This window comes from Hoyosella subflava DQS3-9A1 (genome assembly GCF_000214175.1).
GTDB lineage: Bacteria > Actinomycetota > Actinomycetes > Mycobacteriales > Mycobacteriaceae > Hoyosella > Hoyosella subflava.
The window spans coordinates 109,260-123,592 of the sequence record NC_015564.1 but is presented as its reverse complement, the minus strand read 5'-3'; the positions used below and the strand labels follow the sequence as shown (position 1 = coordinate 123,592).

The 14,333-nt window shown below is 63.7% G+C and carries 6 protein-coding genes; 3 read left to right on the top strand and 3 right to left on the bottom strand.

Translation table 11 applies throughout. The features are described from left to right. Nucleotides 1-37: 37 nt before the first annotated feature. Nucleotides 38-568 (bottom strand): COG4315 family predicted lipoprotein, encoded by a 531-nt coding sequence (locus AS9A_RS23050; protein WP_013804925.1) that lies wholly within the window; start codon nucleotides 566-568, stop codon nucleotides 38-40. Between the two features lie 247 nt (nucleotides 569-815). On the opposite strand from AS9A_RS23050, the gene AS9A_RS00550 reads away from it, so the two are divergent. The 3 genes from AS9A_RS00550 (at nucleotide 816) to AS9A_RS00540 (ending at nucleotide 7,743) form a co-directional block, all read left to right on the top strand. Then, the gene (locus AS9A_RS00550) at nucleotides 816-1,031 is read left to right on the top strand and encodes a hypothetical protein (RefSeq protein WP_013804924.1); all 216 of its coding nucleotides are present in this window, start codon (nucleotides 816-818) and stop codon (nucleotides 1,029-1,031) included. 68 nt (nucleotides 1,032-1,099) lie between these two features. Next, nucleotides 1,100-4,363 carry an arabinosyltransferase domain-containing protein gene (locus AS9A_RS00545; RefSeq protein ID WP_013804923.1) on the top strand — a complete coding sequence of 1,088 codons (3,264 nt, stop codon included), beginning with the start codon at nucleotides 1,100-1,102 and terminating at the stop codon, nucleotides 4,361-4,363. 128 nt (nucleotides 4,364-4,491) lie between these two features. Further along, nucleotides 4,492-7,743 (top strand): arabinosyltransferase domain-containing protein, encoded by a 3,252-nt coding sequence (locus tag AS9A_RS00540; RefSeq protein WP_013804922.1) that lies wholly within the window; start codon nucleotides 4,492-4,494, stop codon nucleotides 7,741-7,743. A gap of 179 nt (nucleotides 7,744-7,922) precedes the next feature. Here the strand turns inward: AS9A_RS00540 and AS9A_RS00535 are convergent, their stop codons facing one another. Beyond that, nucleotides 7,923-9,467: an acyl-CoA carboxylase subunit beta gene (locus AS9A_RS00535; protein WP_013804921.1), complete on the bottom strand. Its 1,545-nt coding sequence runs from the start codon at nucleotides 9,465-9,467 to the stop codon at nucleotides 7,923-7,925. Nucleotides 9,468-9,480: 13 nt separating this feature from the next. Then, nucleotides 9,481-14,325, bottom strand: a complete 4,845-nt coding sequence (locus tag AS9A_RS00530; protein WP_041451321.1) for a type I polyketide synthase — start codon at nucleotides 14,323-14,325, stop codon at nucleotides 9,481-9,483. Nucleotides 14,326-14,333 lie beyond the last annotated feature (8 nt).

The following is a 14,333-nucleotide window of genomic DNA, read 5'->3' as shown; positions in this document are numbered from 1 at the left end:
GAGACCAACGCGGCAGACCCTGCCGCCACGGGCGCTGTCAATGCGGCGCCGCCTCGCCTTCTGGTGTCACGACAAGCCACAACCCGCCGAAGCCGAAGACGTTGTGGCACTTAACCTCCCACGGCTCTTCGGCCGCGTAGAAGTACAACGGCCAATCGTTGTAGGTGACTTGGGTGGCGCCGTCCGTACGCTCGACAGTTCCCAGCAATTCGGTGACGACCCCGTCGGCCCCCACGGGCTCGCCCTCGGTCAATACTGGAGGCCAGGCGAGCGCGCACTGTTCGTAGCACAGTGGCTCGCCGTCGCTTTCGACGTCGAATAGGTAAATCGCCTGTCCCGAATCGTCGTAGAGCATGTCGCCGAACTCACTGCCCGCAGCAATGATGCCCGTCCCAGCCGGGCTGTCGTCTGACTCGAGTGCAGGCTGTTGCGGCTCAGCAGCAGTGGCCGCGCCTTCGGTTGCCGGCTCGACTGGTGGCGGTTCCGTAGTTTCCACTGCCGGTTGCTCGCCACCACACGCGGAGACTGAACACACCACGAAAGCTGCAAGCAGCACACGGATACGCATATGACACCTCCAGGAGCCGGATTGAGCATATCGTCCGGATTTGGTCTCGCCCAGACCTGACTCTGCTACCCGACATACCACTTTTTGTCCGATTTGCGCCCTCCACCGGGACTCGAGGTGGTGAAGTCGTACTGGCAGCGGGACGGGTAGCGCCCCGACCCATGTTCACTACACTGGATAGGCAAGCTAGAAGCCGTGCAGCTCACCAGCGGGCTCACTTCTCGACAGAGATGTAAGGAGGAGCACGATGTCAGCACGAATTCCGTCTTCCCGCAGGGTTCCGTCCACTTCCGAGGATGTGCCCGAGGCTGACCGCCTCGAACAGGAACTCTCAGTGGGAGCTGACGAAGACACCGGCTCGTCTCCGTCCATCAGCGCATCAGAGATTTTCGGTGCCAACGAGGCCGACGTAGCTGAACAGCTTCAGGAGGTCCCCGAAGACGACGATTACCCCCGCGAATAGCAAACTCAGGTTCCCGGCGACGGCCCGTCGGAAGGTAATGCCACACCGTACGAATACCATCGGGGATTGTGCCGAGTTCTGGTGGTTCGAAATCTGATGGTCGCCTACGCGTCGCGCGCATTGTTGCGCTGCTGACGGGTCTGGCCGGGTTCCTGCTTGCGGTGGCGACGCCGCTGCTGCCGGTGCATCAGACCACCACCACGATCAGCTGGCCCCAAGACGACCAGGCCACCAGCATCGAAGCGCCCCTCATCTCCTACCTGCCCGTCGAGGTCAGCGCCACCATCCCCTGCGCAGTCTTCAACGACCTGCCCGACGAGGGCGGACTCGTCGCAGCCACCATCCCCGCACAATCACCCGACAGCCAGCGCTTCGGCCTCCAGATCCGCGCCACCGAAACCCAGGCTGAGGTGCTGGTCAGGAACGCGCTGGTCGCGTCGCAGCCGCTCGAAGAACTCGCGAACTGTGATCAGCTTCTAGTAGGGATCACAAAAGGCGCGGTCACTGCCGAATTCGCGGGTATTGATGTGGAGCCCCAGATCCGCGACGGCAACCAGATGCCGTACGTCGTGGGTGTGTTTTCGGATTTGGAGGGTCCTGCTCCGGACGGGCTGAACGTCACCATCGAGGTGGACTCCCGGTTCACCACCAGCCCCACCCTGCTGAAAATCCTCGCCATCACCATCGGCGCCATCGCCACCCTCGTCTCCCTCGCCGCCCTGCACCGCCTCGACCTCACCGACGGCCGCCGCCACCGCCGCTTCCTGCCCGCCTCCTGGTGGAAACTCTCCCCCCTCGACCTCATCGTCGGCGCGATCCTGCTCGGCTGGTACTTCATCGGCGCCAACACCGCCGACGACGGCTACATCCTCAACATGGCCCGCGTCGCCGGCCACGCCGGCTACATGGCCAACTACTACCGCTGGTACGGCGTCCCCGAAGCCCCCTTCGGATGGTTCTACGACGTCACCGCCGCCCTCGCTGCCCTCTCCACCGCCAGCCCCTTCGTCCGCCTCACCACCCTCATCGCCAGCATCCTCTGCTGGTGGATCATCTCCCGCGAAGTCATCCCCCGCCTCGGCCGCCGCGCCCGCCACACCCCCGCCGTCTACTGGACCGCCGCCGCCGTCTTCCTCGCCTTCTGGCTCCCCTACAACAACGGCCTGCGCCCCGAACCCGTCATCGCCGTCGGCGCCCTGCTCACCTGGATCAGCGTCGAACGCGCCATCGCCACCGGACGCCTGCTCCCCGCCGCCATCGCCACCATCATCGCCGCGTTCTCCCTCGCCGCAGGCCCCACCGGACTCATGGCCGTTGCCGCCCTGCTCGCCGGCTCGCGCCCCCTGCTCGCCATCCTCATCAAACGCGCCAAACAACTCAGCCAAAACACCACCACCGGCAACAAACACACCCCCCTCGCCTGGGCCGCCCTCACCGCCCCCCTCCTTGCCGCAGGCACCGCCGTCCTCTTCATTGTTTTCCGGGACCAGACCCTCGCCGCCGTCAGCGAAGCCAGCCGCCTCCGCACTGCGGTGGGCCCGTCATTGACGTGGTACGAGGAAATGGTCCGATATGAGGAACTGTTCGGTCCTGCCTCGGATGGCTCGCTGTCACGGCGTTTCGCTGTACTGATTTTGTTCTTCTGCATCACGATCTCCGCAGCGGCGATCATCCGTAGGGGTGGCCTGCCTGGAGTACCGACCGGCCCTGCCGCGCGCATCCTCGGCGTAACGGTCGGTTCACTGCTGTTCCTGACACTGACACCCACCAAGTGGACGCACCACTTCGGCGCGTTCGCCGGAGTCGGTGCTGCTGTGGCCGCACTCACGGCCATCGCGATGGGCCCGACGATCCTTCGGTCCGCCCGTAACCGCCTTCTCGCGCTGTCTGTGCTGATGTTCGTTGTCGCCTTCGCGCTGACCGGCACAAACCGCTGGTGGCACGTCTCCAACTATGGGGTGCCCTTCGATGACAGGCCCCCGCTGTTCCTGGGGCGCGGTGTGGCGAACTGGCTCCTGGCCCTGACGCTGCTGCTGCTCATAGCGGCGGCGATTTTCCACTATCTCGAGCTCCGCAAAGGAAAGTTCGACCCACCCTGGCCGGTCCGCGTGGTGACCACAGCACCCGTCATGATCGTGTCCTTCGCTGTGGTCATCTGGCAGCTCGTGTCAATGACGGTGGGCGCGGTAAGTCAATACCCTGCGTATTCCGTGGCGCGCGCCAACTTTGATGCCGTCGGTGGCGAGCCGTGCGGAATGGCGAGGGACGTGCTGGTTGAGACTGATCCCACAGCAGGGCTTCTCAAACCGATAGGTGACATCGACGCAGTCACAGCGCTCGATCAGGGGGAAAACACTGGTTTCACCGCGAACGGCGTCGCCGGGGACCTCACTCCGGAGTCGCTCGAAGATGACGGCACAGCATCGACGCCCGTCGCCATGGGCGAGAGTGATGCTGAGGAAGAGCTGACCACGATAGATCCGACGGGCACGGGAACGTCAGGTCCGCTGGAGGCTCCTGGCATCAATGACAGCATTGTGCCGCTCCCGTTCGGGCTTGATCCGGCGCAGGTGCCACTTCTTGGCAGCTACCGCCCCGGTGGCGGCCGCGGCGCCCTCACATCGGGCTGGTACGAGCTTCCTGCCCGATCCGACGACACGCCCGTGCTCGTTATGACTATCGCGGGACGTGTAGCTTCCGTAGATCCGTTCGGCCGCAGTATTCGCGGACCGGTGGTCGAGATCGAATACGGGACCCAGGGTGGCCCGGAAACTGACATCGAAGTCCAAGGCAGCATCCAGCCGCTTGATATCGGGCCGATCCCGTCGTGGCGCAATCTCCGCATCCCCATGGCCGCGATCCCGGAGGAAGCCAACGCCGTTCGCGTCATAGCTCGCGATGACGAACTCGCTGAGGATCAGTGGGTTGCGCTGACGCCGCCGAGGCTTCCGGCAATGAGCACACTGGGCGATGTTGTCGGTACCGAATCACCGGTTCTCATCGACTGGTCCGTCGGCCTCTCATTCCCCTGTCAGCAGCCTTTCCTCCACAGATACGGTGTTCTCGATATGCCGCGGTACCGCATCACAGGCGATTTCGAACTCAAAGCTGGCACGGATATCGCGCAGGGCAGCTACGGGGGCGGTCCCGTGGGCGTGACCGCGCTCGTGGGCGCACCTATAGCGCTCCCGACTTACCTGCGCGATGACTGGGATCGAGACTGGGGTTCACTGCTCACTTTTGAGCCTTATGATCCCGATGCTGTCCCTGCTGAGCTGGCGCTGGATACTACTACGCGGTCTGGGCGGTGGAATCCTGGTCCGATCCGGTAGATAACACTCCGATCAATAACACAGCACTCACGTAAATGAGTTTGTGATCACTCTTAAGCTAAGAATCCGTACGCTCAGGCGGGGATTCGGACGCTGTGCGAATACCATCGTGACTTGTGCCTGTGGGAATGGAGTCGTCGAAGACGGGTGGTTCAGTGACTGACAGTGGTGTAAGGGCTGCGCGCATTGTTGCGCTGCTGACGGGTCTGGCCGGGTTCCTGCTTGCGGTGGCGACGCCGCTGCTGCCGGTGCATCAGACCACCACCACGATCAGCTGGCCCCAAGACGACCAGGCCACCAGCATCGAAGCGCCCCTCATCTCCTACCTGCCCGTCGAGGTCAGCGCCACCATCCCCTGCGCAGTCTTCAACGACCTGCCCGACGAGGGCGGACTCGTCGCGGCCACCATCCCCGCACAATCACCCGACAGCCAGCGCTTCGGCCTCCAGATCCGCGCCACCGAAACCCAGGCTCAGATCGTCGCGCGAAACAGCGTCCTGCACTCGATCCCCAGAGAGCAGATCACTGGGTGCGACGAGATCCGCCTCAACATCACGACTAATCAGCTCACCACCGAGTTCACTGGTGTTGCCGGTTCTGACGACCTCGCGTCCACCACCCGTGAGGGCAACTTCATGCCACAGGTCGTGGGTGTGTTTACGGATTTGGAGGGTCCTGCTCCGGACGGGCTGAACGTCACCATCGAGGTGGACTCCCGGTTCACCACCAGCCCCACCCTGCTGAAAATCCTCGCCATCACCATCGGCGCCATCGCCACCCTCGTCTCCCTCGCCGCCCTGCACCGCCTCGACCTCACCGACGGCCGCCGCCACCGCCGCTTCCTGCCCGCCTCCTGGTGGAAACTCTCCCCCCTCGACCTCATCGTCGGCGCGATCCTGCTCGGCTGGTACTTCATCGGCGCCAACACCGCCGACGACGGCTACATCCTCAACATGGCCCGCGTCGCCGGCCACGCCGGCTACATGGCCAACTACTACCGCTGGTACGGCGTCCCCGAAGCCCCCTTCGGATGGTTCTACGACGTCACCGCCGCCCTCGCTGCCCTCTCCACCGCCAGCCCCTTCGTCCGCCTCACCACCCTCATCGCCAGCATCCTCTGCTGGTGGATCATCTCCCGCGAAGTCATCCCCCGCCTCGGCCGCCGCGCCCGCCACACCCCCGCCGTCTACTGGACCGCCGCCGCCGTCTTCCTCGCCTTCTGGCTCCCCTACAACAACGGCCTGCGCCCCGAACCCGTCATCGCCGTCGGCGCCCTGCTCACCTGGATCAGCGTCGAACGCGCCATCGCCACCGGACGCCTGCTCCCCGCCGCCATCGCCACCATCATCGCCGCGTTCTCCCTCGCCGCAGGCCCCACCGGACTCATGGCCGTTGCCGCCCTGCTCGCCGGCTCGCGCCCCCTGCTCGCCATCCTCATCAAACGCGCCAAACAACTCACGCCAAACACCACCACCGGCAACAAACACACCCCCCTCGCCTCGGGCCGCCCTCACCGCCCCCTCCTCGCCGCCGGCACCGCCGTCCTCTTCATCATCTTCTACGACCAGACCCTCGCCGCCGTCAGCGAAGCCAGCCGCCTCCGAACCATCATCGGACCGTCTAATAGCTGGTACAACGAGTTCTTCCGATACAGCGAACTGTTCAGTCAGACTGCCGACGGATCGATTGCGCGCCGGTTCCCAGTCCTGATCATGATCGTCTGTATCTTCACTGCCGCGGCGGCGATCATTCACTCCGCGTCGAAGAGCAAACTGGCGAAGGGCCCCACGCTGCGTTTGCTCGCGGTGTCGATCATGTCGTTCGGATTCCTCGCAGCTACACCGACCAAGTGGGTACACCACTTCGGCGCGTTCGCGGGTATTGGAGCCGCGATTGCGGCGCTTGCGGCCGTCGCACTGACGACGCCGCTTTTCCAATCGCCGCGAAACCGCGTGTTGTTCACCGGAATAGTCGTCATCATCGCCGCGTACGCAGCTACCGGGCCCAACGCGTACTGGTATGTGGGAAGTTTCGGCGTGCCGTGGTGGGACAAGCGGCCGTCTATCCAGGGCTACACGCTAGCGACGGGTGTGCTCGTTTTCGGTCTGGCGCTGCTCCTGGTGGGCGCTTTCCTCTATCTCCGGTATACGGAGGCTCAGGGCAAACGAAAGTGGTTCCTGGTGCCTCTCGCGGCCCCAATCGCCGTCGTGACAGGACTGGTGGTGCTGTTCCAGTTCGCGTCACTCGCGAAGGGCGCCGTTTCGCAGTACCCGTCCTACTCCATCGGACGGTCGAATGTGGACGCGGTACTCGGTGAGCCGTGTGGCCTCGCCCGCGACGTTTTAGTAGAAACGGACCCCAATGACTCGTTCCTGACACCGGTCAGTACCGACGACCCGGTTGAAGCGTTTACCGGACAGTACAGCCAGGGTTTCGACCCCAACGGTTTCCGGATCGATCTGGCACCTGAAGACATCGAAGTACGGGCCAACGGACCCAGCACCATCGACCCTGATGGCCCGTTCGTGACCGGCGGTTCCCTTGACGCGCGGGTACTGGACGAGCCTGGGATCAACGGCAGCTTGGTACCGTTGCCCTTCGGGCTTGATCCGTCACGCATCCCCACCGCGGGTACCCATGAAGCTCAGCAGAGCAATGTCGCTGAGCTCACCACTGACTGGTACGAGTTGCCCGAGCGGTCCGACGCGACGCCGCTCGTCGTGATCACCGCAGCGGGCCGCATCGCGTCAGTCGACAGCGATGGAATCGACACGTACGGACAGCGGGTAGAGCTCGAGTACGGCCGCAGCGATGGTGACGATTATGAGGCTCTCGGCCGCATTCAGCCCATCGACCCGGGCCCCAGCCCCATGTGGCGGAACCTGCGGGTTCCGATGGCTGACATCCCGCCCGAGGCCGATGTCGTCCGCGTCGTCGCACGCGACGCGGACCTCGAGCCCCGTCAGTGGATCGGCCTCACACCACCGCGTGTACCCCAGCTTGAGACACTGCAGGACATCGTCGGCACCACAACACCTGTGCTGCTCGACTGGACTGTTGGTCTGCATTTCCCCTGCCAGCAGCCTTACCTGCACCGCTACGGCGTTGCCCAGAATCCCGAATACCGGATCACCCCTGACCGCGGCGTGATCGCAGGCGCGAACAACTGGCAAAGCCACCCGGCTGGCGGCTCGCTCGGGCTCACCAACACTCTGAATCGGCCAACAACTCTCGCCAGCTACCTCGCTGATGATTGGCGCCGGGACTGGGGCGAGCTCATCCGCTACACGCCACATGTCGAGGAGGCCGCCCCAGCTGACCTCGAACACAGCACGGAGCTGCGTTGGGGCCGGTGGACGCCCGGCGAGATCAGCTGGTAGGCAGCAGGACGGTTTGCTACGGAGCCGACCCATGGGTCGGCGCTACGCCTCCACAGAGGTGAGGTGGGCAGATATCTTTATCGCCCACCTCTGAGCGACAGACTGTTAGTGGATGGAAACTGTCGCTCAGAGGCGGGCAGACCGTTACCAGTCCTGGCGCGCAGAATCGGCGGCGCGGATCAGCCGGGATGAAGCGAATACTTCTTCGGCATACGCTCCGGGGCCTTGTCCTGCAGCGCACGCAAAGCCCGGCGGAGTTCCAGCCGCGTAGCTGACGGTTCGATCACGGCATCGATGTACCCGCGTTCCGCAGCGATGTAGGGCGTGGAGATGAACTCGTTGTAGTGGTCGATGAACTTGCGCCGGAGTTCCGGGGCTTTGTCCCCCGCTGCGGCAAGTTCTCTGCGCTTTAGGAGTGCGACCGCGCCCTCCGCGCCCATGACAGCGATCCGGGCGGTGGGCCAGGCAAAGTTGAGGTCCGCGCCGAGGTTCTTCGAACCCATCACGGCGTAACCGCCGCCGTACGCTTTACGCACAACCACGGTCACCTTCGGCACATCTGCCTCAAGATACGAATTGAGGATCTTCGCTCCCCGGCGAATGATGCCGTTGCGCTCCTGCTCCAGACCGGGGAGGAAGCCCGGGACATCGACCACACAGACGATCGGAATCTCGAACGCATTGCAGAAGCGGATGAACCGGGACGCCTTCTCGGAAGAGTCGATGTCGAGGGCACCACTGAGGTGCAGCGGCTGGTTCGCGAGCACACCGACTGGGCGGCCGTCGATCCGGCTGAAACCGACGATTATGCTGCGCGCGTATTCGGACGATATCTCGTGGAACTCGCCGTCATCGAATACTCTCCGCAGGATTTCGTGCATGTCGTACGCGGAGTTGTCCGCATCCGGGATGAAGGAGTCAAGCGACCGGTCTGAATCCGTGATTTCAGGTTCCAGACCGGGGTTGACGACAGGCGGTTCCTCATTGCAGTTGGAGGGCAGGTAACCGAGAAGTGTGCGAACCCAGGCGAACGCATCTGCCTCGGTTTGTGCGACATGATTGACCGTGCCGTACTCCGCCTGCTTGCGTGCGCCGCCGAGGTCTTCAGCGGAGATGGTTTCGCCTGTCACCGCTTTCAGGATCTCGGGTCCCGTGATGAACATGTACGCCTGATCATCGACGGCGACAACGTAATCGGTGATAGCCGGGCCGTAAACGGCGCCGCCCGCACATTTGCCGAGCATGACAGATATTTGGGGGACTAAGCCGGAGAGTTTGATTTGGCGCCTGCCGATCTCCGCGTAGAAAGCGAGCGAAGTGACAGCTTCCTGAACACGCGCCCCACCCGAATCATTGATGCCCACCACGGGGCAGCCGATCTTCAGCGCGAAGTCGAGTGCGGCACACACTTTCCGGCCGAACATCTCACCGAGGCTTCCGCCGAAAACAGTCAGGTCGTGGGAGAACACAACCACGGGCCGACCCTCGACGGTGCCGTGGCCAGTCACCACTCCATCGCCGTACGGATTGTCGGCCGATCCCGGCGCCTTGACGAGCGCGCCGATCTCGACGAAGCTACCGTGGTCGAGGAGCATGTCGATACGCTCACGCGGCGAGGGAAGCCCTTTCGCGTTGCGCTTTTCGATTGCGCTCGGGGCGCCGGGTTCTTTGGCCTTCTCGAGTTTTTCTCGAAGGTCCGCCAGCTTCGCTGCTGTGGTGCTCACGCGCTGGTGCTCCTTACTGTGCAGAACGACGGTTTCTTTCGATCTGATCAAGTCTGCCAGCAAGGTGAGCGGCAACGCGCGCGATCACCGGTTCGTCGACAACGCCGAGGTGATCGCCGGTGAGCTGAACGATCTCCAAATCCTGGGCTACTGAGCCCCAGCCACCGTCCGGCGCGATCTCCGCGTAGCGGGGCTCCAGCTGGATCGCGCCGTCGTGCATCCGCTCAGCCTTATACAGGACCACGGGGCCCTCGTAGGGGTCAGGCTGGAGCATCTGAACTGCACGGTTGTCCAGGAATGAGGCGCGTTGATGCTCGATGATGCCGCCGCTGATCGTGTGGTTCGCGTCCTTCAGCATGCCGAGCAGGAGCTGAATCTGGCCCTGGTCATCCCTCTTGGTGAGCTCATCGATGGGCAACGGGAACTGGAAGCCGTAGTTGACTGCGGCAAAGTCGTTGAAACGCTGCCAGCGCAACGCGATCTCTTCGGGCGTGTCGGGTATCGGCTCTGACGGGAAAACCGTGTCAAGAAGGCCGAGCAGCGCCACCTCTTCACCCGCGGCCCGCAATCGCTGGGCCATCGCATAGGCCAGTGCGCCGCCGAACGACCACCCGACGAGCACGTACGGCCCGTGCGGCTGGATTTCACGCAGCGCCGGAAGGTACTCGTCGACGCGGCCCACGAGTTCGCCCTCGACACGTTCAAAGCCGAAAACCGGGACGTCAGTGGGCAGTCGCTTCGTGAGTGGCTCGTACACCACCGTCGATCCACCCGCAGGATGGAAAACGAAAACCGGGAGGCGGCTGGACTCGGTGGGGGCACGCAGGGTGCGAACGAGGCCGACGTCCCCTTCTAGGTGCGTCCGGACGAGGTCGGCAAGCTTTTCGATCGTGGCTACTGAGAGAACCTCATCAGCGGTGATCGTGCCGCCTGTCCTTTCCGACAGCTTCGCGGCGAGCGTGGCCGCGACGCTTTCCCCAATCGGTGGCAGCGGCGAGAAGATACCGCCGGCGGACGTCCCGGTGACAGTCGCCCACTGCGCGAAGGCGAGTCGTTCCGCCGCATCGCGTGGTGGGACTTCCAGCCCGGCTGACTCGGCGACGCTGCGCTGATCGAGCGCGTTCGCCTCTTCCCGTGGCGGGACAGGTGGGATCGTCTGCTCAGGGTTCGCAGTCAGTTGCTCGATCGCGGGAGGTGTCGCTGCAGTGCCCTCGCGTTGCTGGTCAGCCAGTGACGCGACGTCTTCCGGGTTTTCCAGCGCGAACCTCAAGTATTTGTCAACGTCGTTCAGGCTTGCGTCACGCAGTACTTGGACCTGCACTTGCGGAATATTGAACTCGTATTCGACGCGATTCTTGATCCGCACAGCCATCAGCGAGTCGAGGCCTAGCTCGATCAGCGGTATCTCAGCGGGCAAATCCTCTGCTGAATACCCCATCGACTCAGCAATGATGCGGGTGAGCCGTTCGGTGGCGGGCTCATCACCTTCGGGATCCCACCGGTCGCCGGTCTCGTCGAGTTCGACATCACTATCCGGCGTTTCTGGACGCGCAGCCGGACGCGGAGCGTGGAAAGTTTCGGGAGCATTCAGCGGACCGCCAGCGGTGACAACCGCATCAGCTACCAGCGAAAATTCGTCACCGTTCTGCGCGTACACGCGCAGCGATGCGCCACCTGGGTGTGGGTGAAGCATCGTGGTCAGAGTGCCTGCCTCCGGCAACCCACCGTGGTAGATCACCGCGCCCAAGTCGACATCCGACAGAACCTGCGCAGCTGCACCGAGTACCAGGCTGTCGAGATCAGCCACGGCCCCGGCCACGACCTCCCAGGCGTGCTGGCCGTCAGGAAGCGCGACGTGCGCGCCCGGCACACGCTGGCTTCCGCCACCCGTAGCGGCGCGAGCCCGTGTCCAGTGTGGCCGCTTTATCCAGGCTGTCGGGGGCAGTGCCGTGAGTTCACCGGAGCCGGCGACGTGTGCCAGGTCAAGCGCATGCCCATGCACATAGAGCTGCGCCATCGCATTCAGCAGGGTGGCGGCTGATTCTTCCTTGCGGTTCTGCGTGTAAATGAGCTGCGGTTCGTGCAGCCCAGCGGCGAAGGTCGTCGCAGCGACTGACATCAAGGCGACAGGGTGCGGGGCGAGTTCGACGAACGTCGTGTAACCATCTGAAACGGCGTTGTTCACCGCCTGGGTGAACCACACCGTGTGCCGGACGTTCTTTGTCCAGTAGTCCTCTCCGTGCAGCGGCGCCCCGCGGCGCGGGAATTTCTGCCCTTCGTGGACGGACGAGAAAACTCCGCATTCAGGTGGCCGTGCGTTGATACCCATGAGTTCCGCGGCAAGTTCACCGATGATCGGATCCATCTGCTCGGTATGGCCTGCGCCTTTGGTCTCGAGCAGCCGACCAAGCTTCTGCTGTGATTCGGCGCGCGCTACGACGGCGCGGACTTCGTCGTCGGGACCACCGATGACAGTCTGCGTTGGCGCCGCATACACACAGATTTCGATGCTGGGATAGTCGCTGCGCAGGTCAGCGAGTTCGTCTGCCGAAAACTCGACGATCGCCATGCGTCTGATGTCGGCACCGCTCAGGCCTGCTTCTGTCTCACCCATGAGGCGCGCACGGGCGCAGATCACTCGCACCGCGTCGTCGAGTGGCAGGCCTCCCGAAACAGCGGCAGCTGCGACCTCGCCAACTGAGTGGCCCAGGACGGCAGCTGGGCGGGCGCCGAACGCACGCAGCGTCGCCCCGAGCGCCACCTGAATCGTGAAGATGCCGAGCTGCGCGAGTTCGACGCCGTACTGCACCTCTTCGTCAAAAAAGAGGTTTTTAATGCTGTGCCCCGACTCGTCGATCATCAGCGCATCGATTTCGTCGACGCGTGCCGCGAACGCGGGAACCGCCTCGTACAGCGCGCGGCCCATACCGCGGAACTGAGACCCAAAGCCGGAGAACACCCACACTGGAGCGTTGCCAGCGGGTGAGTTCGCGGAGAAAACACCTGGCCCAGGCTTGCCGGAAGCTATCGCCTGCAGACCGGTGATGAGATCCTCGTGACTGCTCGCCACGACGGCTGCGCGTGAACGACCATGGTTTCGTTTCGCGAGACTGCGCGCAATCACATCGAGCGGCGCCTTCTGACCCTCGTCCGTTTCCAGCCATTCGATCAACTGGCGGGCAGCCAGCCGTCGACGCGACGGAACCGCGGCGGAAACTGGGAAAATGAACGGTCCGGACTCCGTCAGCGGCGCCAGCGCTGGCGGCTCCGCTGCCGCGTCACGGTGGTACTCCTGCACCACGACATGCGCGTTGGTGCCGCCGAAGCCGAAACCGGAGATGCCTGCGGTTGCGGTACCCGAGTACCGTGGCCACTCTCGTATTTCGTCGACGACCTCGAGTTTCGCCTCGTCAAAAGGAATGTACGGGTTGGGTCCGGTGAAGTTGATCGTCGCGGGCAACAAATCATGCCGCATCGAAAGCAAAACCTTGATGAGCCCAGCTGCGCCTGCCGCTGACTCAAGGTGGCCAAAGTTCGTTTTCGCCGATCCCAGCAGCGTGGGAAGCAGATCGTCGCGACCGCGCCCGAGGACCCGGTTGAGCGCCTCCGCTTCAATAGGGTCGCCGAGTAGCGTGCCCGTGCCGTGGGCCTCAATGTAATCCACCGTTGTCGGGTCGATTCCCGCATCGCGGTAGGCGGCGCGCAGGACTGCGACCTGGGATTCTGGATTCGGGGCGGTCAGCCCGTTGGATCTGCCATCGGAGTTGACAGCGGACCCTTTAATCACACCGAGGATCGTGTCGCCGTCAGCCACCGCGTCGTCGATTCGCTTCAGCGCGACTAGTCCGCCGCCTTCCGCACGCGCGATGCCATCAGCATCCTTCGAGAACGCCTTGATCCGGCCATCTGGAGCGAGCACGCCCGCGGCGCCGAACCCCAGCGTGGCGGCAGGGGTGAGGAGCATGTTCACACCGCCCGCCAGCGCAATATCCGACTCGCCGGAACGCAGACTCTGGACCGCTTGATGCACCGCCACCAGTGACGACGAGCATGCCGTGTCCACAGAAATCGACGGACCACGGAAGTCGAACGTGTACGAAACACGGTTCGGGATGATGCTCGACGATGTTCCTGTGAGCGCGTAGTAGTGCGCAGTCGACGGGTCGCTCACTGTCAGCAGGCTGTAGTCGTTGGACGAGCTGCCGATGAAGACACCGACCTGCTGGCCCCGCAGATCACTAGCGGGGATGTGCGCGTTCTCGAGCGCTTCCCACGCAAGTTCGAGTGCAAGCCGCTGCTGTGGATCGACATTCTCCGCTTCAAGCGGTGACATCCCGAAGAATTCGTGATCGAAACTCTTCACATCCTCGAGGTAGCCGCCGAAAGTGGGAGTTTTCTCCAGCTCCGCAGCGATCACTGGGTCTCCCGCGTACTCCTGCCAACGGCCAGGAGGCAGGTCGCTGATTCCGTCACGGCCTTCCGCGAGAAGATTCCACATCTCTTCGGGAGTGTTCGCGCCACCGGGGAACCGCGCGGCCATTCCGATGATCGCGATATCGACGTGCGCAACAGCAGCGGGCCGCTGCGGTTGCGCAGTGCCCGGCGCTTCTTCAGCCGATTCTTCAGGCCCATCGATGATGCGCTTGGCCAGCGCTGCGATCGTCGGGTTCTCATACGCGATCGTCGCACTCAGCGCAATTCCGAGGAGTTCCTCAATTTCACCGCTCAGCGCGACAGCATCACGGGAGGAAAGACCGAACTCCTCCATCGGGCGGTCTGCTGAAACCTGCTCGCGCGGGAGACCGGCGGACACCGCCACCCAATCACGAAGCCAATCGGTCAGCTGGGCAACAGTCATCTGCTGTG